This is a genomic window from Pseudoflavonifractor sp. An44 (assembly GCF_002161675.1).
In the GTDB taxonomy this organism is placed as follows: domain Bacteria; phylum Bacillota; class Clostridia; order Oscillospirales; family Oscillospiraceae; genus Enterenecus; species Enterenecus faecium.
The window spans coordinates 25,745-47,427 of sequence record NZ_NFIH01000006.1 but is presented as its reverse complement, the minus strand read 5'-3'; the positions used below and the strand labels follow the sequence as shown (position 1 = coordinate 47,427).

Genomic DNA, 21,683 nt, shown 5'->3' with positions numbered 1-21,683 from the left:
GCTTTTCTTCGATTGTAGCACTGGAAGGGCCCCTGCGTCAACTACCCCTTACAGGGCCAGCAGCCCCAGGTGCTCCAGCAAAATTTTGGCGCCGATGAGCACCAGCACCACGCCGCCCAGCAGCTCCGCCTTGGATTTGAAGCGGGCGCCGAAGACATTGCCGATCTTTACCCCCGCCGCCGAGATGACAAAGGTGCACACCCCGATGAGGGCCACCGCCAGCCAGATGTTCACCCGCAGGAAGGCGAAGGTGATGCCCACCGCCAGAGCGTCAATGGAGGTGGCCACCGCCAGCAGGAACATACCGGGGACGGCCAGGGAGGGGGAGACTTCCTCCTCGTCGCCGCTAAAGGCCTCCCGAATCATGTTGCCGCCGATGATGAGCAGCAGCACAAAGGCAATCCAGTGATCCAGTGCCTGGACCAGCTGGGTAAAAGCGGAGCCCAAAAAGTACCCCAGCAGGGGCATGAGGGCCTGGAAGGCCCCGAACCACAGGCCTACAATGACCATGTGGCGCAGATTGAGCTTGCGGATGGACAGGCCCTTGCAGATGGACACGGCAAAGGCATCCATGGCCAGGCCAACAGCTAAAATCAAAAGTTCCCAAATTCCCATATTCTTCTCGCCTTTCTGTTTCAGGTGTTGGGCGGGCATAAAAAAAGAGACTACCCGCCCTGTATAGCGGATAAGTCTCACTGTTTCAGACCCAGCCAGACGGACACGCCGCCAGTATGTTGACCAGGCCACGGCGCAAACACGCCGCCAATTACTCCCTTATCGTGTGGGTATTGTACCAGCGGCAAGAGGAGTTAGTCAACGATAACACAGGAGACCTCGGGGATTCATAAACTTTCTTTAAACAATGGTAAGGAAGGATTGCAGGTGGCAGGGAGAACGTGTACTATATAGTTAAGATAACAATATAGCGGGATGGTGGTAATTATGAGTTATATCTCTTTCAAACAAGTACGCAAGGAATACGTCATGGGAGAGGTGACCATCAAAGCGGTGGATGGGGTGGATTTCCACATCGAAAAAGGGGAATTTGCCATCATTGTGGGGCCATCCGGCGCAGGTAAGACCACGGTGCTGAATATGCTGGGGGGCATGGACGCCTGTACCAGCGGAGAGATCCTGGTGGATGGCACCCAGGTCAGCGGTTTCAACGCCCGTCAACTCACCCAGTACCGCCGCAACGACATCGGATTTGTCTTCCAGTTCTACAACCTGGTGCAGAACCTCACCGCCCTGGAGAATGTGGAGCTGGCCGCCCAGATCTGCAAAGAGCCCCTGGACGCCAAGGACGTGCTGGAGCACGTGGGGCTGGGGCATCGCCTCAACAACTTCCCCGCCCAGCTCTCCGGCGGCGAGCAGCAGCGGGTGGCCATCGCCCGTGCCCTGGCCAAAAACCCCAAGCTGCTGCTGTGCGATGAGCCCACCGGCGCGCTGGACTACGTCACGGGCAAGGCCATTTTGAAGCTCTTGCAGGATACCTGCCGCCTGCAGGGGATGACAGTGGTGGTCATCACCCACAATACCGCCCTCACCCCCATGGCAGACCGGGTCATTCACATCAAAAACGGGCGTGTGGAGGAGATGACCTGCAATCCTCACCCCACCCCGGTGGAGGCGATTGAATGGTAAAGAGGAAAAACAGGCTGCTCACCGATTTTATTCGGGAAGTCCGCCATACCTACAGCCGCTTTCTATCCATTCTCCTCCTCTCCGCTCTGGCCGTGGCCTTTTTGGTGGGCCTGCGGGCCACGGCCCCGGATATGGAGTATACGGCGGACAACTACTACGACTCCCACCACCTCATGGACGGCTATGTTATGTCCACCATGGGGCTCACCCAGGAGGACTTGCAGGCCTTAGCCCAGGCCGACGGCGTAGATCAGGTGGAAGGGGCGTGGAGCGTGGACGCCACCGCGGTGGACTCCATCGTCTCCATGCGCTCCATGCCGGAGAACTTGAATCTGCTCAACGTGGTGGAGGGCCGCCTGCCCCAGCAGGCGGACGAGTGCGTCACCGAGCAGATGCTCCTCACCGCTCTGGGGCTGGAGATTGGGGACACCCTCACCGTCACGTTGGACGAGGCGGACCAGGACAGCCTCACCCGTACCAGCTACACCATTGTGGGCACGGTGCAAAGCCCGCTGTATGTGGGTACAGACCGAGGCAGTACCACCCTGGGCAGCGGCAGCATCGATGCCTTTGTCTACATCCCCGGGGAGAATTTCGACCTGGACGTATACACCACCGCCTATTTCACTGGCGATGGAATGGAAGCCCTCAACAGCTACAGCCAGGCCTACGCCGACCAGCTCAGCGCCCTGGTGGACAGCCTGGACCCCTTGGCCCAGGAGCGGGCCAGCCTGCGGGACAAAGAGGTGCGCAGCGAGGCCCAGAAGGAGCTGGACGATGCCCGAAGCGAGCTGGCAGACGCCCAAAAGGAACTGGACGATGCCAAGAAGAAGCTGGACGATGCCCGGGCGGAGCTGGACAGCGGCTGGGCGGACTATGAGAGTGGTTTGGCCACCCTGGAACAGGAGATCAAGGACGGCCAGGCCAAGCTGAACGCCGCCCGGTCCCAGCTGGAGGAGTCCCAGACCCGGTATGAGCAGGGCAAAGTGGACTATCAGGAGGGTCTGGCTCAGTATCAGGAGGGCCAGACCGCCTATGAGGAGAACCTGGCCCAACTGGACGCCCAGCAGGAAGAGGTGGCCAAGGGCTATGAGGAGTATTACGACGCTCTGAAGCCCTTTGAGGGCACCCCTATGTATGACCAGATGGTGGAGCAGCTGGCTCCCCAGAAGGCAAAGCTGGACGAAGCTGCCGCCCAGATACAGGCGGGGTATCAGCAGCTGGCCCAGGTAAAGACTCAGTTGGAGGAATCCAAGGCGGAGCTGGATGCCGCCCAGGCCCAGTTGCAAGATGCCGCCCAGCAGTTGGATACCGGATGGGCAGAGTACCAGTCCGGGCAGCAGACCCTGGACCAGGAAGAGGCCCGTGGCCGCAGCCAGCTGGCCGAAGCCAAGGCAGAGCTGGACGACGGCGAGGCGGAGTACCAGAAGGGCCTGGAGGAGTACCAGCAGGCCAAGGCCGACGCCCAGCCGGAGCTGGAGCAGGCCCAGGCGGACATCGACCAGGGCCAGAAGGATTTAGACGAGATGGCTACCTGTGAGTGGTATGTGCTGGGCCGGGACACCAATTCCGGCTTTGTCAGCTACTCCCAAGACGCCGAGCGGGTGGATAATCTGTCCAGCATCTTCCCGGTCATCTTCTTTGTGGTGGCCGCGCTGGCCTGCCTGACCACCATGACCCGTATGGTGGAAGAGCAGCGCACCCAGATTGGCTCTTTGAAGGCCCTGGGCTTCTCCCGGCTGGCCATCTCCCAAAAGTACATTGGATACGCCTTTGTGGCCAGCCTGGTGGGCGGCCTCATTGGCTTAGGGGTAGGGGCTACCCTCATCCCGGCGGTCATCGCCAACGCCTTCCAGATCATGTACGCCATCCCCGGGCTGGACTATAAGATGCAGCTGCCCCTGTTTGTGTTGGCGGTGCTGGCGGCAGTGGCGTGCACCACCGGGGCCGCCCTGTGGGCCTGCCTGTCCACGCTGATTGATACCCCAGCCAACCTCATGCGGCCTCGGGCCCCCAAGGCGGGCAAGCGGGTCTTCTTGGAATACATCAAGCCCATTTGGCGCAGGCTAAGCTTTACCTGGAAGGTGACCATGCGCAACCTGTTCCGCTATCAAAAGCGGTTTTGGATGACGGTCATCGGCATTGGCGGCTGTACCGCCCTGATTGTCACGGGCTTTGGCCTCCATGAGTCCATTTTTGACGTGCTGGATAAGCAGTTTGATGAGATATCCCTGTATGACGCCACCGTAGGCCTGGACGAGGACCTGACGGAGGAGCAGAAGCAGGGGATTGAGGACTATCTGGACGGGGAAGAGGCTGTGGCGGACTACATGTTCACCTATCAGCAGATGATGGACGCTTCCACCACAGGCATCTCCTACGACGTGTACCTCTTTGCGGTGGACGACGTGGAGGAGTTCGGGCGCTTTGTGGATTTGCGCCACCGTTCGGACCACTCCCCGGTGGAGCTGGACGGCTCCGGCGTGGTCATTGACGAGAAGCTCTCTGAGCTGCTGGGTGTGTCGGTCGGGGACACCATCACCCTGGGGGGAGACCAGCGGGTGGAGGCCGTGGTGGCGGACATCACGGAAAACTACGTCTACCACTACGTATACCTCACCCGGGACCTGTATACCCAGCTGTTTGGGGAGGACTACCAGAACAATGTGATGCTCCTGGCCTATCAGGACGGCATGGGGGTGGACGTGTCCAACCAGACCTCGGAGACCCTGATGAAGATGGATGGGGTGGCCTCCTACTCCTACATTGCCACCATCCGGGACAGCTTTGAGGACAGCATGGACGCCATCAACTACGCCGTGGTCATCATCATTGTGGCCGCCGCCGCGCTGGCCTTTGTGGTGCTGTACAACCTGACCAACATCAACATCACCGAGCGCAGAAGCGAGCTGGCCACCTTGAAGGTGCTGGGGTTCTATGACGGAGAGACCACCGCATATGTATTGCGGGAGAACGTGTTCCTCACCATCTTTGGCGTGATTCTGGGACTGGTGTTGGGCCGGTTCCTCCACAGCTGGATGGTGCTGACGGTGGAGGTGGACCTGGTGATGTTTGGCCGCACGGCACCCCCCTACGCCTATGTGCTGGCCGCGGCCTTGACCGCCCTGTTCTCCCTCATTGTCAATGTGGCGGCACACTTTAGGTTAAAGAAAATTGATATGGTAGAAAGTTTGAAAACGGTGGAATGAACATGAACAGTGGAACCAATTTTTTGATTCGTCGGGGCAATATCCGGGATCTGCCTGCCCTGGAGCAGCTCTACGCCCAGGCCCGGGCCTTTATGCGGGAGTCCGGCAACCCGGACCAGTGGGGGGAGGATAAGCCCACCCTGGAGCAGATCCAGCAGGATATCAACCTGGGGTACAGCTTTGTGTGTATGGAAAATGGCCGCTTGGCCGCAGCCTTCTCCTTCCACACCAAGGGAGAGCCCACCTACGCCCACATTGAAGGGGAGGGGTGGCCGGACAACGGGGACTATGGCGTGGTGCACCGCCTGGCCACCGGAGCCTCCCGCACCGGGGCGGCGGCCCACTGCCTGGCCTGGTGCCGGGCCCACTGCCGCCAGCTGCGCATCGACACCCATGAGAAGAACATCCCCATGCAGCAGCTGCTGGAGAAGATGGGGTTCACCCCCTGCGGCACCATCTATTTGGAGGATGGCAGCCCTAGATTGGCCTATTATCTTTGATCATGTAAGAAGCCCTCGGTTCCGCAAGGAACCGAGGGCTTCTTACATGATTCTCAAAAATGCAAGCATTTTTTCGAGGGGATGCAGCCCGCTGCATGCACCCTTGGGTCAAAGGGCGACCCAAGGCCACACTGGCGGGCTGAGAAGTGTTTTTTCCGATGCGCATGTCCCCGGAAAAAACGTGATTTTAGTTTATTTTCCCGCCTGCGGGCGGGAAAACTCTGCCGAGGGCTTTTATTTCATCATGTCTCTGACAAATCGGAATCCGTGCCGCAAGGAGGCGGCACACAATCATTCTTCATTCATCATTTTTTCTTCGGCCTCAATCTCCCGGAACCGGGGCATGATGCCGATCTTGTCCGGGGTGTGCACAGGCAGCTGATAGATGTCGTGGCCGGGGAAGGGGTTGCCCTCCACCAGACAGGGGCCGTTGGGGGTAAAGCACACGTCCCAGCCCACATACCCCACCTGGGGGATGACCTGGGCGGCCAAAAATGCCATCACCTGTTCCCGGTTGTCCCCGGTCACTGGCACCCAGTCCCGGTGCAGGTACTTGCCAAAGAGAGTGTTGAACTGCACCTTGTCGTCAAATTGGCCCGTGTAGGCCTTGTCGTTGTACTTCACCACCAGGGCGTTGTTGCGGCCTCGGGTGAGGTAGGTGTCCCGCTGCTCTGGTGTGAGATTGTACATCTCAAACAGGTCGTAGTCCATATACCCCGCTCCGTACTTCACGGCACAGTCCTTCATGTCCCGGAAAATGGCCAGCCGGGACCGCCCGGTCTTCTTGTGGATGGAGCTGATTTTCTCCCACATGGCCTTGTAGTTCATATTCATCACGCGCTGGAATAGATACTTCACGTTTGCCACGGTTCGTCCCTCACATTTTTCATAGAGTAATCCCATCTAAAGTATCACACATTGGGGGCAAAGGCAAGCGGTTGACAGGGGAAAAGTTATATTGTATACTTACAATCGAATTTAGTATACAATCGGAGGGCGAGCATATGAAGCATGAGACCATACAAAAGTTGTGTAGCTGCGGGGTACTGGCGGCGGTGATCTGTGTCCTCAGCCCCTTTTCGGTGCCCATTGGCCCAGTGCCCGTGGCCTTTGCCAACCTGGCCATCTTTCTGGCGGTGTATCTGCTGGGGTGGAAGTGGGGAACGGTGAGCTGCCTGGTGTATTTGCTGGTGGGTCTGGCCGGTCTCCCGGTGTTTTCCGGGTTTGGCAGTGGAGCGGCCAAGCTGCTGGGGCCCACCGGGGGCTATTTGCTGGGCTATTTGCCCATGGCCCTGGTGGGGGGCTGGATCATTGACCACACCCGCTCCAAGTGGCTCCACGCCCTGGGGCTTGTGTTGGGCACGGCCCTGTGTTATCTGTTGGGCACCGCCTGGTTCTGCTGGCAGGGGGGCTACACCGTGGGGGCGGCCCTGGGGCTGTGCGTGACCCCCTTCATTCCCTTTGACCTGGGGAAGATCGTCATTGCCATCGGTCTGGGCAGCCTGCTGCGCCGCCGACTGGATCAGGCGGGCTTTTATAAAGAGAAACGGGTTGCACGTTGAGTGCAACCCGTTTTTTATGGGGCAAAGTGGCCCAAGGTCATCATGAAATAGGAGGCCACCGTCTCCGGCGGCTGGGGCTGGGGACCGTTGACCCACCACTTTACCGCCTCGCAGAAGGAGCCCGTGAGGTGGTGGAGGAGAAAGTCCCGGGGAATGCGGGGGTCGAATTCATCGGTATATCCCTGGAAGAGCTGGTACAGGTACTCACTCAGATAGCCCAGAAACAGGGGGCTGCTCTGGCTGGACAGGATGCCCTTCAAGACCGATTTGTGCTCTCCCAGGTGGTAGAGCACGTGTCCCAGCTTCACCTGGAGGTTTTGCAGCCCGGTGTCACACCCCGCCTCCTGCTCCTGGGGCAGGGCGTGGTGGAACACATGGTGGAAGATGTCTGTGCACATGGAGCGCAGCAGCTCATCCTTGGTCTCAAAGTGGGCATAGAAGGTGCTGCGGCCTACGTTGGCCTGGTCGATGATCTCCTGGACGGTGATGCGCTCAAAGGGCTTTTTCTGCACCAGCAGGGTAAAGGCCTGCACAATGGCGGCCCGGGTCTTTTGTTGTCTGCGGTCCATAGGCGCCTCCTGAACAAAAATGGGAAACTGTTCCGTAACGGGCATTTGGGGCGGTTTGCCTGTTGCAACCTCTCCCACCGGACTTCTATACTGTTATCGTACACAGTGTACGGTATCTATTGTAAGAGAAACGAGACCAGAGGTCAAGAGGAGAGGTTGTGCATGGGAAAGAAGCGGAGGGCCACGGGCTATGCGGTGCTGGCTGCGGCGCTGTATGCTCTGAGTACGCCCCTGTCCAAGCTGCTCATGGGGCAGATTCCCGCCACTATGTTGGCGGGCTTTTTGTACCTGGGAGCAGGACTGGGCATGTGGCTGTTGGGGCGATGGGGAAAGGGGGAAAAAGAGCAGCCTCTCACGGCCCGGGAGCTGCCCTACACGGTGGCCATGGTGGTACTGGACATAGCGGCCCCCATTCTCCTCCTGGTGGGGCTACGCCAGTGTTCCGCGGCCCATGTGTCCCTGCTGAACAACTTTGAGATCGTGGCCACCAGCCTGTTGGCGTGGCTTATCTTCCACGAGCGCATCACCCCTCGGCTGTGGCTTGGCATTGGGTTGGTGACCTTGGCCAGCGTGCTGCTCTCCCTGGAGCCAGGCGGGGGCGGATGGGAGTTCTCTCCCGGCTCCCTGCTGGTGCTGGGGGCCTGTCTGTGCTGGGGTCTGGAGAACAACTGTACCCGCATGATGTCCGCCAAAAACCCGGTGCAGATCGTCACCATCAAGGGCTTTGGGTCGGGGCTGGGGGCGCTGGTGGTGGCCATGGTGATGGGAGAGCGGTTTTTCCAGCTAAGCTATATTCTGCTGGCTCTGGTTCTGGGGTTTGTGGCCTACGGGTTGAGCATTTACTTCTATGTCTACGCCCAGCGGGAGCTGGGAGCGGCCCGCACCAGCGCCTTTTATGCCCTGGCCCCCTTCATCGGGGCGGCGCTGTCCCTGGTGCTCTTTGGCGTGGTACCTGCCCCCCTCTTTTGGGTGGCCCTGGCGGTCATGCTGCTGGGCTCCTACTTCTCCCTATGACAAAACGTGCACCATTTCTCTACTCCTTTCGGAATATATCAAGTGTGTGATGCGAGTAACCAATCATATCTTGTCTTTCGCAGGTTGCAAGGTGATATGTTAGGTACAGGTCATACATTCGGTCATCCATTTGGTCTACGGTTTCCCTCATATGATTGGTGTAGCCATCGGAGGCAACAAAGTGAAGCTGCGTAACAGGAAACTGGGAACGGAGCCGATCAATATCTTCCTTTCGGTACAACTCAAATATGTCCCACGGCTTTGAGAAAGTATCAAATGTTTCCGGGTTGACCTCACATTTCTCAATAATGTTGTAGATTTCGCCACGAACAAAACCGTATGACAAAACGCTTGCATCCCCCATACAATAGGCGGTAAAAATGATACCGCCTTTCTTTGTCACTCGGATGGCTTCTGATAAGGCTTTTAGCTGATCTTCTCTTGTGAATAGATGATACATGGGACCGAGCAGCAGAGTGATATCATACGTATCGCTCTCAAAATCAGACAAATCCATAGCATTGCCTTGGGTGATGGTCACCGGTTCGCCTTCCAGGGTGTTTTGCTGGAAGAGTTCGATGTTATGCTCCACTAATTCCACGGCATCCACTCGATAGCCTTTTTGTGCCAAAGCGTGGCTGTATCGCCCCGTTCCGGCCCCAATCTCCAAGACCCGCATATTAGGCTGGAGATACCTTTCAATGTATTTCATGGTGGTGATATACTCCACCATTCCATGTTTTGAGAGAAGACGACCTTCTTCATCGTATGACTCATAATAATTGGTTAAAGAGTCCTTCGTTTCCATATCGAAACCTCCTATACAAAGTATAAAACGCAGTGCAGGCTAAGAGTTGCTCATAGCCTGCACTGCGTTTTGCTTTATCAGATTCGAAATATACTCAAATCACCTGAAAAAGTGTATGGCAATGTAAGCCCGTTGTTCTGCTGGATCAGCAGGGACTACGGGCTGCATCACGACTGCATGATGAAAGCGGTGGATGCGGTTTACCATTGCCTAACCTCCTGAAGAATGGAGTATTTCTGTTACTGTGCGTAGTAGTTGATGAGGCAGCCCGCCAGGATGATGTCCCGCTCTTCCCGGGTCAGTCCGGGGAGGGAGAGGGTGACGGGGGTAGAGGTACCATCCCGCAGCACCTGGGCTTCCACGGTTTCGCCGTCGCCCTGGAGGAGGGCGCGGATGCCGGGGATGTACACCCGGTCACCGGGCTGGAGGTTCAGCTGCTCCAGCTCGCTGGCGATGAAGGGGAGCATGCCCCAGTTGACCACGTTGGAGCGATAGCGCTTGGTGGCGTACTCCTGGGCGATGTTGGCGCAGCCGCCCAGCACCCGCTGGCAGGAGGCGGCCTGCTCCCGGGCAGAGCCGTCGCCGGGCTTCAGGGCCATCACCAGGGAGCCCAGACCGGTGTTGGAGGGGTCATAGCCCTCCAGAGCGGCCACCACCTGGGGGTCCTGGGGATTGGAGCGGCGCAGCTGCTCCACCTTCTGAATCTCCTTGGCCCGGGGCACATACTGGGGGTCCTTGCGGCTGAGGGCGAACTCCGACAGGCGCAGGGGGTTGGAGCGGTAAGAGGAGGTCTCACCGGAGGGGATGAGCTCGTCGGTGGTGGTGACGGGATCGTAGATGGCGCAGGCCACGGTGAGCATCAGGTTTTCCGGCAGGGCAATCTGCTCCGGCCAGTCGGCGATGTTGGGGCCAAACACCAACTCCTCGTCGGGGTTGGCCTTGCCCACGCCGTAGTAGACCCGGGCCTGGTAGGAGGAGCCGTCATAGGTCCACTGCTCATCGGCCCGGTCGGCGGGCACGTCAGGCAGCTGGTCGGCGGCAGTGAGCACGCCGCCCATCTTGGCGGTGGCGGCGATGGAGCGGGCGTCCATCAGGGCCACGTAGGACACCTGGCCCTCGCCGGGCTTGGAGCCCTCCCGGTTGGGGAAGTTGCGGGTGGAGTGGCGGATGGAGAAGGCTCCGTTGGCAGGCACGTCTCCGGCGCCGAAGCAGGGGCCGCAGAAGCAGGAGCGCACCGAGGCGCCGGCGGCCATGAGGGTGGTGATGTAACCCTGGCGGGTCAGCTCCTGCATCACGGGCATGGAGCCGGGGTAGCAGGACAGCCAGAAGTGGTCGGACCCGGTGGCGGTGGTGCCCAGAATCTCAGCGGCCCGGCGCAGGTTCTGATAGGTGCCGCCGGAGCATCCGGCGATGACGGCCTGGTCCACGTGGAACTTGCCGTCGCGGATCTTGGCGGACAGGGGAGCGGGGGGCTCGATGCCCAGCTGGTCCCGGGTGTTCTGCTCCACCATGTGGAGCATGTCCTCCATGTTCTCCTGGAACTCGGCGATGGGGAAGGCGTTGGAGGGGTGGAAGGGCAGGGCGATCATGGGCTGCACCTTGTCCAGCTCCACGCACACCACCCGGTCATAGTAGGCTCCCTCTTTGGGCTGCATGGGGTGATATTCCGCGCCACGGCCCAGGAGGGTGAGGGCGGTCTGGGTGTTGGTGTCGGTCTGCCACACCGAGGACAGACAGGTGGTCTCGGTGGTCATCACGTCGATGCCGGACCGGTAGTCCATGGACAGGTTGGCCACGCCGGGGCCGAAGAACTCCATGACGGCGTTCTTCACCGCGCCGGACTGGAAGGTGGCCTTGACCAGAGCCAGGGCCACGTCCTGGGGGCCCACGCCGGGGCGGGGAGCTCCGGTGAGGTAGATGCCCACCACCTGGGGATAGGCGATGTCATAGGTCTTGCACAGCAGCTGACGGGCCAGCTCGGGGCCGCCCTCGCCGATGGCCATACAGCCGTAAGCGCCGTACCGGGTGTGGGAGTCCGAACCCAGAATCATCTTGCCGGGGGCGGCGTACCGCTCCCGCATGTAGGAGTGGATGACGGCCTGGTGGGCGGGGACAAACTCGCCGCCGTACTTCTTGGCAGCAGACAGGCCGAAGTTGTGGTCATCCTCGTTGATGGTGCCGCCCACGGCGCACAGAGAGTTGTGGCAGTTGGTGAGCACGTAGGGCAGGGGGAACTCCTTCAGGCCGGAGGCCCGGGCGGTCTGGATGATGCCCACATAGGTGATGTCGTGGGAGGCCATGGCGTCAAAGCGGATGGAGAGCCGCTCCATGGAGCCAGAGGTGTTATGGGCTTTCAGAATGGAGTAGGCCATGGTGGACTCCACGCCAGCCTGGGTCTTTTCTGCCGGGACCAGCTGGCCCTTCTGCCAGCGCATGCCCTGGTTGTGAATGGTAATCATATGGGTTACCTCCTTGGGAGTAATATGACGCATTTGCTTTAGTGTAGCAAACAATCCCACGCTTTGCAAGGGCTGAGGGGTGGAAATTGCAAAAAAATCCCCGAACCGAAGTTCGGGGATTTTGGGGAGGTTATTGGGCATAGGGGACGGCCCAGGCGTGCATGCGCTCCAGAATGGTGTCGTCATAATCGAAGGAGAGGAAATAGGTGGCGTCCTGGCTGGGAAGGGAGCCTGCTTCAAACCCTACTTTCAGAAGGTCGGGGTATAGGATCAGTCGATCCAGGTCAAAGGCCTCCTCCATCTCCTGACGCAGGGTGGGGTCGGTGATTTCGGCCTCATCCAAAAGGGCCTGCTCCAACTCCTCCGAGGTGCAGGTGAACAGGTCTTCCATGTCCACCCGTTCTCCAGTGTCTCGGTAGAACGCCGTGCCCACCTCCAGATACTTGGAAGGTGCTTGGAGGGATGTGGTGAAATAGATTACCCTGGGACTGGATGCAGAGAGGCAGGTATCTTGGAGAATGAGACAGGTGGAGAAGGATGCAGGGGAGCCTGCCTCGAGATAGGACTGGTAGACGGCTTCCAGCTCTTCCAGTTCGTCATACAGAAGACCCTGTGTTTCGTAGTACGCTACAATATTGTCCTGAGCCTCCTGGGATAGTTCCTCCAGACCCTGGACACCGTCCAAAGCGATGTCGGGAGGATAGGGGGTATGCACGTCCAGCAGCTCTGGGCCTTTGGGAAGAGCGTACAACACGCCTCCGTTTTTCTGCCACACCTCCACCTGGGTGCCATCCTGCAAGAGAATGGGGTCAGGCTTTTGATAGGCGTTGATTTCCACCAGTTGGGCGGAATAAGTGGGGAGTTTCTTCCCATCCCGGTTGCTGATGGACTCTTTGGAGTTGCCCAGTTCGGCGTAAATGCGCAGACCGTCGTAGATGGCTCCATCCAGGAAGTCCTGGTCGGTATAGGCATCAAAGAAGGATATAACTTTGGTGTACTCCTCCATGATCAGCCCAAACTGCTCTCCTCGGGAAGTATACACCACATAGGACACCTCTCCGGTGGTGTTGTTTACATGGGTCTCCACGATTCTTCCGGTCAACTCTCGGGGAGGGGTGTGGAACAAAAACCACAGGCCGATGAGGCTGCTGATCACCGCCACCAGCACAGCGGCAATGACAAAGCCCTTGGAAAAGGCCCGCCGCCGCCCCCGCTTCCAGGCAGAGGAGGCCGCCTGGGCCACGGTGCGCTCCTCCACTTGAGGGTGAGCGGTGGGAATGGGGGCACTCATACGCTCCCACTCTGCCCGGCAGGTCTCACATTCCTCCAGGTGCTCGGCCACCAGCTGACGGCTCTCTGGGCTGCACACGCTGTCCTGGTACAGGGGGAGCAGGTCCCGGATGACGTTACACGGTGTTTTCATCGAAATCCCTCCTCAGCTTGGTTTTGGCCCGGTAGAAGATGACTCTGGCCCAGCTGTCCGTCTTGCCAAACAGTTCCCCGATTTGGGCAAAGGGCAGCTCGCCAAAGACCCGCAGGGAAAAGACCTCCTTGTAGGGCTCCGGGAGCTGGTGCAGCAGTACATGGAGCTTGCGGGCAGTCTCCTGATCCATCAAATCCCGTTCAAAATCTGGGGCAGGCTGGTGGGATAAGTTGGATTCCGTCTCCGGCACATGGCGTTTTTGCTTTTGGTGGTAGGTGAAATAGGTGTTTTTCGCGATTTGACACAGCCAGACATACAGCTGACAGGTGCCGTCAAATTGGTCCATGTGCATCATGGCCTTGTAGAAGGCCTCTTGGGTCACTTCTTCGGCAATCGCCGGGTTCCGACACAGGGAAAAGATGTATTTATACACGCTGGGAAAATGGTCGGTGTATATCCGCTCAAAATCTGCCACACCATCACCCCCTTCACCCATAAGACTGGGAAGCTTGGAAAACGTTGCAAAGAATTTAAAAAAATTGTACCACGAATGCCAAGGGAGAAAAAGACCTCCCCGAACCGAAGTTCAGGGAGGCTGAGACAATGATAAGAGCCTAAAGATATGTGAAAATTTCCCGGAAGGAAAGCCCTCGGCAGAGTTTTCCCGCCAAGGGCGGGAAAATAAATTGAAATCCGTTTTTCCCGGGGACATGCGCATCGGGAAAAACACTTCTCAGCCCGCTAGTGTGGCCTTGGGTTGCCCTTTGACCCAAGGATGCATGCAGCGGGCTGCAATCCTCTCAAAAATGCTGGCATTTTTGAGAAGCGTTAGCTCATAAACGCCTGGACGGCCACGATGAGGCCAGAGAACACGATGGACACGGTGGACACCAGCTTGATCAAAATGTTCAGAGAGGGGCCGGAGGTGTCCTTGAAGGGGTCGCCCACGGTGTCGCCGATGACAGCGGCCTTGTGGCAGTCGGAGCCCTTGCCGCCGTGGTGTCCGGCCTCGATGTACTTCTTGGCGTTGTCCCAGGCGCCGCCGGCGTTGGACATGAACACGGCCATGGCAAAGCCGGTGACGGACACGCCGCCCAGCAGACCCACCACGCCCTCAGGGCCCAGAATCAGGCCGGTGAGGATGGGGATTACGATGGCCAGCAGGGAGGGAGCCACCATCTCTTTCAGAGCGCCCTTGGTGCACAGACCCACGCATGCGGCGTAGTCGGGGTCAGCGGTGCCTTCCATGATGCCCCGGATTTCCCGGAACTGGCGGCGCACTTCCATGACGATGGATTGGGCTGCCCGCTGCACGGCGCTCATGGTGAGAGCGGCAAAGACGAAGGTGAGCATGGCGCCCACAAACAGGCCCACCAGTACGGCGGGGTTGGTGAGGGACAGGTCAATGGCCAGGCCCTTGGCCTCCAGCTTCACGGACACAATGTCCACATAGGACACCAGCAGAGCCAGAGCGGTGAGGGCGGCGGAGCCAATGGCAAAGCCCTTGCCGGTGGCGGCGGTGGTATTGCCCAGGGAGTCCAGGGCGTCGGTGCGGTTGCGCACTTCCTCGCCCAGGCCGGACATCTCGGCGATACCGCCGGCGTTGTCCGCCACGGGGCCGTAGGCGTCGGTGGCCAGGGTGATGCCCAGGGTGGAGAGCATACCCACAGCGGCGATGCCGATGCCGTAGAGGCCCTTGGAGAACAGTTCGGTGTAGTTGTCGGCGCTGGTGGTCAGAGTGCCGCCAGCGGCCACGAAGGAGACGATGACCGCTACACCCACAATGAGGATGGGGGCGATGGTGGAGAGCATACCCAGGGACAGACCGCCGATGATGGTGGTGCCGGCCCCGGTCTCGGTGGCCTCAGCCAACTCACGGGTGGGCTTGTAGGTATCCGAGGTGTAATATTCGGTGAAATAGCCGATGGCACAGCCGCCTACCAGACCACAGAGGATGGCCACGTACACGCCCCAGCTGCCCAACAGGAAGTAGGTGAGGGGGGCGGCGATGACGGCGGCCAGCACGGCGGCGGTGTAGGTGCCCCGGCGCAGGGTGGCCAGCAGCTCCCGCTGGGTGGCGCCCTCTTTGGTGCGGATGAGGAAGGAGCCGATGATGGAGCACAGAATGCCTACCACGGCCAGGGCGATGGGCAGCAGCATGGCCTCCCAGGATTTGCCCTGAGACGAATAGGCGGTGACGCCCAGAGCAAAGGTGGCCAGGATGGAGCCCACGTAGGACTCGTACAGGTCGGCGCCCATACCGGCCACGTCACCCACGTTGTCGCCCACGTTGTCGGCGATGGTGGCGGGGTTGCGGGGGTCATCCTCGGGGATGCCCGCCTCCACCTTGCCCACTAGGTCCGCACCCACGTCGGCGGCCTTGGTGAAGATGCCGCCGCCCACACGGGCGAAGAGGGCCATGAAGGAGGCGCCCATGCCGAACATCACCATGGTCTGGGCGATGCGAGCGGCGTCATAGTGGGCGATGTACCTGAGGATGTGGAACCACACCGAGATGTCAAACAGGCCCAGACCCACCACGGTGAAGCCCATGACGGCACCGGAGGAGAAGGCCACGTTCAGTCCCTTGTTCAGACTCTCCGAGGCCGCCTGCGCCGTGCGGGCGTTGGAGGAGGTGGCGATTCTCATGCCCACAAACCCGGAAATGGCGGAGTAGATGCCGCCGGTGAGGAAGGCAAAGGGGATAAACCAGTTGTCCAGAAGCCCAAACTTGCATAACACCAGCAGGATGACAAAGACCACTGCGAAGACCTTGAACACGGTGGCGTACTGATGTCGCAGATAGGCATTTGCGCCCTTGCGAATGGCTGACGCAATTTTCTGCATGGTGTCGCTGCCTTCTGAGTAGGCCAGCACCTTGCGGCTTTGCGCAAAGGCAAAGAGCAGAGCCAGAATGGCACCTAAAATGCCCAGCCAAAACAGGTTTTCCGTCATGAGAACTACAACTCCTTTTTCTGAATTTTGCCAATGGGTGAACACTCATAACACCCCTCCCAGGGGTGGCAGGGACTTCAAGAGCAAAGAGCTGAGGGGACTTGTATTCGATTGTGAAAGGGAACTTACGAGCGCTTCCAGGCGCTGCGGCTGAAGAGCACCAGAATGGGGAAGATCTCCAGACGCCCGATAATCATATCAAAGCTGAGAATAATTTTGCTCAGGGGGGAGAAGGCGGCAAAGTTGCCCATGGGTCCCACGGCCTCCAAACCAGGTCCCACGTTGCTGATGCAGGTGATGACGGCGGTGAGGGTGGTGCCGAAGGAGAAGTTGTCCAATCCCACCACCAGAGCGGAGAGAAAGGTGATGAAAATATAGGTGGCGAAGTAGGTGTAGATGGTGCGCACGGTGGAGTCGGACAGAGGCGCTCCGTCCAGTTTCACCACGGACACCGCCCGGGGGTGGATGATGGAGCGTACCTGGGCCTTGATGGTGCGCAGAATGACCAGAATGCGGGAGCATTTCATACCACCGCCGGTGGACCCGGCGCAGGCGCCAATGAACATCAAAATCACCAGCAGCATCCGGGACAGTTCCGGCCATCGGTTGAAGTCCGCCGTGGCAAAGCCGGTGGTGGAGGTCACCGAGGCCACCTGGAAGGCGGCGGTGCGTACAGCATCAGCATATGTGGGCATGCTGGCCGCTATGTTTATGGAAATGATGGCGGTGGCAATGGCAGTGACCGCCAGGAAGAACCGCAGCTCATCGCTTTTCAGTGCCTGTTTGATCTTGCCCGTGAGGACCAGGAAGTACAAAGCAAAGTTCAGAGAGAACAGGATCATGAAAATGGTGATGATGATCTCAAAGGTGGGGTTGCCGTAGGCGCCCACCGACAGATTGCGGTTGGAGAAGCCACCGGTACCGGCGGTGCCAAAGGCGTGGATGAAGGAGTCATACCAGGGCATTCCCGCGATCCGCAGGCAGAACACCTGGATGACAGTCAGCGCCAGGTAGATGGCGTAGAGAATTTTGGAGGACTGGGAGGCCCGGGGCACCAGCTTGCTCTTCACTGGGCCGGGGCTCTCCGCCCGGATGAGGTGGGTGGAGTTGATGCCCAGGAAGGGGAGCAGGGCGGTGGTGAGAATGAGCACGCCCATGCCGCCCAGCCAGTGGGTGAAGGAGCGCCAGAACACCAGGCCCAGGGGCAGGCCCTCCACCGCAGTGAGAATGGAGGAGCCGGTGGTGGTAAAGCCCGAGATGGTCTCAAAGAAGCAGTCCACATAGGAGCCAAACTGGCCGGAGAACCAGAAGGGCAGGGCGCCGAACACGCCGGACAGCACCCAGATGAGACCCACAGAGAAGAATCCCTCCCGGGCAAAGAACTTCCGCTGCCCCCGCAGGGCGAACACGGACAACATCCCCAGCACCACCATGATACCGATGGTTTTCAGGAAGGGAGAGGGGTCCTCCCCGTAGTACAGGGCCACGCCCATGGGCAGCAGCATGGCCGCCGCCTCCACCAGCAGGGTGAACCCTGCCACGCGAAATACGGTTTTAAAATTCATAGGGCGCCTCGCAGGCCGAAGGAGTCGGCATAGATGTCGTTGAGGTCTACAATGCCGCTGTCCTTGGCAATGACGATGACAATGTCATCCACCTGGAGGTAGCTGTTGCCCTCGGGGATGATGACCTGGTCGCCCCGGACAATGCCGGCAATGAGGACACCGTTTTTCAGCTTCAAATCCTTCAGGGGGGTGCCCAGGTTGCGGGTGGAAGAGCAGACCACAAACTCCATGGCCTCTGCCTGTCCGTTGGCGATGTGGTGCAGGGCGGTCATACGGCTGCCCTTGGAGTTTTGAATGCCACGCACCATGCGGAGAATCTGGTAGGCGGTGGTGAGTTTGGGAGACACCACCGACTCCACCCCGGCGGAGCGGGCGATAAGGGAGTAGTTCTGCCGGTTGGACTTGGCAATGATCTTGTGTACGCCGCACTGGTGGGCGTAGAGGGAGATAATCAGGTTGTCCTCGTCCCGGTCGGTGAGGGCGATGAACACGTCACTGGCGGGCATACACTCCTCCGTGAGCAGCTCCGGGTCGGTGCCGTCTCCGTGGAGAATGAGGGCGTTGGGGAACCACTCGGCCAGCTGTCTGCACCGGGCCTCGTTTTTCTCCACCACCTTGCACTGGATGCCCAGCTTCTCCAGCTGCTGGAGCAGGTAGTAGGTGACCCGTCCGCCGCCGATGATGAAAGCGGAGCGGACCCGGTGGCTGTGACGGCCCAGCACCTTGAAGAACTGGCTCACCCCGCTGGGGGTGCCCGCCACATAGACCTTGTCCCCCACCTGAGGGACGAAGGAGCCGTTGGGAATCATCACCTCTGCACCGCGCTCCACGGCACAGAAGAGGATGGGCAGATTCTTGATTTTGGTGGCCAGGTGGGACAGGGGCTGATCGGCCATATGGTCCCCGGGCTGGACGTGGAAGGAGATGATCTCCGCCTTGCCCTTGGCAAAGGTGTCCACGTCAGCGGCATTGGGCAGGCGAATCATCCGGGAGATGTCCATGGCGGCGGCGGACTCAGGGTTGATGAGCTTGGTGATGCCCAGGTCCCGGCGCAGGTTGTCCAGATCGGCCAGGTAGTCCCGGTTGCGCACCCGGGCCACGGTGTAGGGCACGCCCAGGCGCTTGGCGGTGTGACCGCACAGCAGGTTGATTTCGTCCGAGCTGGTGGCGGCGACGACAACGTCCGCATCCTCAGCCCCTGCGTCCTCCAGCACGGTGCGGGAGGCACAACTGCCCTTGATGCACATCACGTCCAACTGGTTGGAGATGCGGGTCAAGGTATCTTCGGAGATGTCCACCACGGTGATGTTGTGGTGCTCCGCGGCCAGGTGGTGGGCGACGGTGGCGCCCACCTTTCCGGCTCCGGCTATGATAATATTCAAAATGAATCCTCTCGTTTCTCTCTTCTAGATGGGTTGGGGATGGTTTACACCAGGCCGCGCCGCTGGGCAGCCGCCAGCAGTCGCTCCAGGGCGGCGGCCAGTACGTCCCGGGAACAGGCCAAGTTCAGGCGCATAAATCCGGACCCGCCGTAGTTGATGCCGTGGCTGAGGTACAGCTGGGCCTCCTGCTCCATGAAGTCGGCCAGGGCCTTGTCGTCCAGCCCGAAGCTGGAGAAGTCTATCCAGGACAGATAGGTGCCCTCCAGGGGGGCAATCCAGACCTTGGGGAAATGCTGGGCCATGAAGTCCCGGAGGTAGCGGTCATTCTCCTTGAGATAGTCCACCAGCTGCTCCACCCAGGGCTCACACTGCTCATATCCTACCTCCAGGGCCAAGGTGCCAAAGGAGGAGTTGGAGTAGGCCCCAGAGCGGGCCACCTCGGCTTCCAGTTTGGCCTTGTTGTCCCCATCGGGCACGATCATATTGCCGCAGGCCAGTCCGGCCAGGGAGAAGGTCTTGCTGGCGGCCATGCCGATGACACAGTGCTTGGCGTACTCCTCCCCCAGAGAGGCATACACCGTGTGGGGGTGCTCCGGCTGGCATAGGTCACAGTGGATTTCGTCGCTGATTAGGAACACCCCGTGGGCCAGACACAGGTCGCCCACCCGCTGCAGCTCGGCTCGGGTCCACACCCGCCCCACGGGATTGTGGGGGGAGCAGAGAATCATGGCGGTGGTGGTGGGCCGGGACAGCTTGTCCTCCAGGTCGTCAAAGTCCATCTCATAGTGGCCGTCCACCAGCTTCAGGGGATTTTCCAGAAGGGTGCGCCCGTTCTCCCGCACCGCCCGGTAGAAGGGGGGATAGACGGGAGTCTGGATGACGATGCCGTCCCCGGGCTGGGTGAAGGCCCGGACGGCGGCGTTGATGCCGTGGACCACACCGGTGGTGCGGATAATCCAGTCCCGCTGGATCTCCCAGCCGTAGCGGCGGGACACCCAGGAGCGGATGGCGTTATAGTAGCGGTCGCTCCAGCCCGCATAGCCCCACAGCCCAGAGCGGGCCATTTCCTCCAGGGCCTGGACAATGGCAGGGGGAGAGCGGAATTCCATGTCCGCCACGGACAGAGGCACCACACCGGGCTGGGGATTGGGGCCCATCAGGTCCCACTTCTCCACCTCCACGCCGACGCGGGGGGGAATGGGCAGGTCGAAGAATTGATTCACGGGAGACACTCCTCACAATGATAGCGGTATTTTCTAAAATCATATCACAACTGCACAACTGTCGCAAGGTCTGACCTGCAAAATGTTGGCAGAATCACAAGACAGGAAGAATGTGACAGGGAAGTAAAAAAACACAGAAGGACTTGCCGCAGTGTGAACTGCGACAAGCCCTTCTGAAAAAGACTGTGGGGAAGTAACTTACTTCAGCTCCACCTTGGCGCCAACCTCTTCCAGCTTGGCCTTCAGAGCCTCGGCGTCCTCCTTGGAGATGCCCTCCTTCAGAGCCTTGGGAGCGGACTCAACCAGACCCTTGGCGTCAGCCAGGCCCAGGCCGGTGATCTCGCGGACAACCTTGATGACCTTGATCTTCTCGGAGCCAACCTCAGTCAGCACCACGTCGAACTCGGTCTTCTCCTCAGCGGGAGCAGCAGCAGCGCCAGCGGCGGGAGCGGCCATGGCGGCGGCGGAAACGCCGAACTCCTCCTCCAGGGCCTTGACGAGCTCGTTGAGCTCCAGAACGGTCAGGGACTTAACCTCTTCGATCATAGCAGTAATCTTCTCGCTAGCCATGATGAAATACCTCCTTAAATAAATAATATAAAGTAGAATGTGGGCGGGTCAGGGTTGACCCGATGCTGAATTATTCAGCGGCAGTCTCCTCAGCAGCAGCAGCGGGCTCGCCGTCCTTCTCGGCGATGGCCTTCAGGACGATAGCCAGGCTGGTAATGGGAGCCAGCATCATGCCGAGCAGCTGAGCCACCAGGCCATCCTTAGAGGGCAGCTCGGCCAGAGCGGCGATGTCCTCCAGGGGGATCACCTTGCCGTCCATGAAGCCGGCCTTGATGTTGAAACGATCGCCCATCTGCTTGGCGTACTTGTTGACAATACGCATGGGAGCGATGGGGTCGTCCTTAGAGATGGCGATGGAAGTAGTACCGTTGAGCACTTCATCCAGCTCACCGAGACCGACGTTGTCGGCAGCGCGGCGCAGCAGGGTGTTCTTCACGACGGAATATTCCACACCATTCTCTCTCAGTTCAGCACGCAGAGCAGTGTCCTCGGCCACGGTGATACCCTTGTAGTCCACCAGCACACCGGAAGAAGCGCTCTGCAGGGTCTCGGTCAGAGAGGCCACGATGGCTTGCTTTTCACTGAGAACCTTTGCGTTAGGCATTTGGAATTCACCTCCGGAAAATTTAGTGCAGCGGTCTTTGCCAAATAAGCAAAAACGCCGCTTTCGTGTCAAGACGAAAACAGCGCAAACATATCGTTATGAGCTGCATTCTCGGTAGGGCTTACGGCTTGCGCCACCTACTGTCTCCGAACACGAAGTATATTATATCAACCCGGGAGGGATTTGTCAAGCAAAA

18 protein-coding genes are annotated in these 21,683 nt (G+C 59.5%); 5 read left to right on the top strand and 13 right to left on the bottom strand.

The features are described from left to right. Positions 1-48 precede the first annotated feature (48 nt). Positions 49-615, bottom strand: coding sequence for a manganese efflux pump MntP family protein (locus B5F98_RS04225; RefSeq protein ID WP_087369911.1), 567 nt, complete (start codon positions 613-615; stop codon positions 49-51). Positions 616-942: 327 nt separating this feature from the next. Here B5F98_RS04225 and B5F98_RS04220 point away from each other — a divergent pair, with 327 nt between their 5' ends. The 3 genes from B5F98_RS04220 to B5F98_RS04210 are packed head-to-tail and all read left to right on the top strand — an operon-like array spanning position 943 to position 5,353. Continuing rightward, a complete protein-coding gene (locus B5F98_RS04220; protein ID WP_204210512.1) occupies positions 943-1,644 on the top strand; it encodes an ABC transporter ATP-binding protein in 702 nt (233 codons plus the stop codon). Continuing rightward, entirely contained in the window at positions 1,638-4,853 is a 3,216-nt protein-coding gene (locus B5F98_RS04215; RefSeq protein ID WP_087232520.1) for an ABC transporter permease, read from the top strand. Before B5F98_RS04220 ends, B5F98_RS04215 begins: the two co-directional genes overlap by 7 nt. Positions 4,854-4,855: 2 nt before the next feature. Then, a complete protein-coding gene (locus tag B5F98_RS04210; RefSeq protein ID WP_242961594.1) occupies positions 4,856-5,353 on the top strand; it encodes an N-acetyltransferase in 498 nt (165 codons plus the stop codon). A gap of 291 nt (positions 5,354-5,644) precedes the next feature. On the opposite strand, the gene B5F98_RS04205 is transcribed toward B5F98_RS04210, so the two are convergent. Continuing rightward, entirely contained in the window at positions 5,645-6,220 is a 576-nt protein-coding gene (locus B5F98_RS04205) for a sugar-transfer associated ATP-grasp domain-containing protein (RefSeq protein WP_158099774.1), read from the bottom strand. Between the two features lie 137 nt (positions 6,221-6,357). On the opposite strand from B5F98_RS04205, the gene B5F98_RS04200 reads away from it, so the two are divergent. Further along, positions 6,358-6,915 carry a biotin transporter BioY gene (locus B5F98_RS04200; protein ID WP_087369794.1) on the top strand — a complete coding sequence of 186 codons (558 nt, stop codon included), beginning with the start codon at positions 6,358-6,360 and terminating at the stop codon, positions 6,913-6,915. Positions 6,916-6,929: 14 nt separating this feature from the next. On the opposite strand, the gene B5F98_RS04195 is transcribed toward B5F98_RS04200, so the two are convergent. Continuing rightward, entirely contained in the window at positions 6,930-7,484 is a 555-nt protein-coding gene (locus tag B5F98_RS04195) for a TetR/AcrR family transcriptional regulator (RefSeq protein WP_087369792.1), read from the bottom strand. A 162-nt stretch (positions 7,485-7,646) separates the two neighbouring features. Here B5F98_RS04195 and B5F98_RS04190 point away from each other — a divergent pair, with 162 nt between their 5' ends. Further along, positions 7,647-8,498 carry a DMT family transporter gene (locus B5F98_RS04190; RefSeq protein ID WP_087369791.1) on the top strand — a complete coding sequence of 284 codons (852 nt, stop codon included), beginning with the start codon at positions 7,647-7,649 and terminating at the stop codon, positions 8,496-8,498. A gap of 19 nt (positions 8,499-8,517) precedes the next feature. Here B5F98_RS04190 and B5F98_RS04185 read toward each other — a convergent pair whose 3' ends face one another. The 10 genes from B5F98_RS04185 to rplJ all read right to left on the bottom strand — a co-directional run bounded on the left by B5F98_RS04185 (position 8,518) and on the right by rplJ (position 21,487). Further along, positions 8,518-9,306 (bottom strand): class I SAM-dependent methyltransferase, encoded by a 789-nt coding sequence (locus tag B5F98_RS04185; protein ID WP_087369788.1) that lies wholly within the window; start codon positions 9,304-9,306, stop codon positions 8,518-8,520. 239 nt (positions 9,307-9,545) lie between these two features. Further along, positions 9,546-11,741: a hydratase gene (locus B5F98_RS04180; RefSeq protein WP_242961597.1), complete on the bottom strand. Its 2,196-nt coding sequence runs from the start codon at positions 11,739-11,741 to the stop codon at positions 9,546-9,548. Between the two features lie 154 nt (positions 11,742-11,895). After that, positions 11,896-13,188: a zf-HC2 domain-containing protein gene (locus tag B5F98_RS04175; protein ID WP_087369784.1), complete on the bottom strand. Its 1,293-nt coding sequence runs from the start codon at positions 13,186-13,188 to the stop codon at positions 11,896-11,898. Further along, positions 13,172-13,663: a sigma-70 family RNA polymerase sigma factor gene (locus B5F98_RS04170; protein WP_087369782.1), complete on the bottom strand. Its 492-nt coding sequence runs from the start codon at positions 13,661-13,663 to the stop codon at positions 13,172-13,174. The genes B5F98_RS04175 and B5F98_RS04170 overlap by 17 nt, the downstream gene beginning before the upstream one ends. 353 nt (positions 13,664-14,016) lie before the next feature. Next, a complete protein-coding gene (locus B5F98_RS04165; protein ID WP_087369780.1) occupies positions 14,017-16,143 on the bottom strand; it encodes a sodium-translocating pyrophosphatase in 2,127 nt (708 codons plus the stop codon). Between the two features lie 125 nt (positions 16,144-16,268). After that, positions 16,269-17,708 carry a TrkH family potassium uptake protein gene (locus B5F98_RS04160; RefSeq protein ID WP_087369778.1) on the bottom strand — a complete coding sequence of 480 codons (1,440 nt, stop codon included), beginning with the start codon at positions 17,706-17,708 and terminating at the stop codon, positions 16,269-16,271. Continuing rightward, positions 17,705-19,090, bottom strand: a complete 1,386-nt coding sequence (gene trkA / locus B5F98_RS04155) for a Trk system potassium transporter TrkA (protein WP_087369776.1) — start codon at positions 19,088-19,090, stop codon at positions 17,705-17,707. Before trkA ends, B5F98_RS04160 begins: the two co-directional genes overlap by 4 nt. Before the next feature lie 44 nt (positions 19,091-19,134). Continuing rightward, positions 19,135-20,313, bottom strand: a complete 1,179-nt coding sequence (locus B5F98_RS04150) for a MalY/PatB family protein (protein ID WP_087369774.1) — start codon at positions 20,311-20,313, stop codon at positions 19,135-19,137. 198 nt (positions 20,314-20,511) lie between these two features. Then, positions 20,512-20,883 carry a 50S ribosomal protein L7/L12 gene (gene rplL / locus B5F98_RS04145; RefSeq protein WP_087232494.1) on the bottom strand — a complete coding sequence of 124 codons (372 nt, stop codon included), beginning with the start codon at positions 20,881-20,883 and terminating at the stop codon, positions 20,512-20,514. A 70-nt stretch (positions 20,884-20,953) separates the two neighbouring features. Next, complete coding sequence (rplJ, locus tag B5F98_RS04140; protein ID WP_087232491.1) at positions 20,954-21,487, bottom strand: 50S ribosomal protein L10; 534 nt, start codon at positions 21,485-21,487, stop codon at positions 20,954-20,956. Positions 21,488-21,683 lie beyond the last annotated feature (196 nt).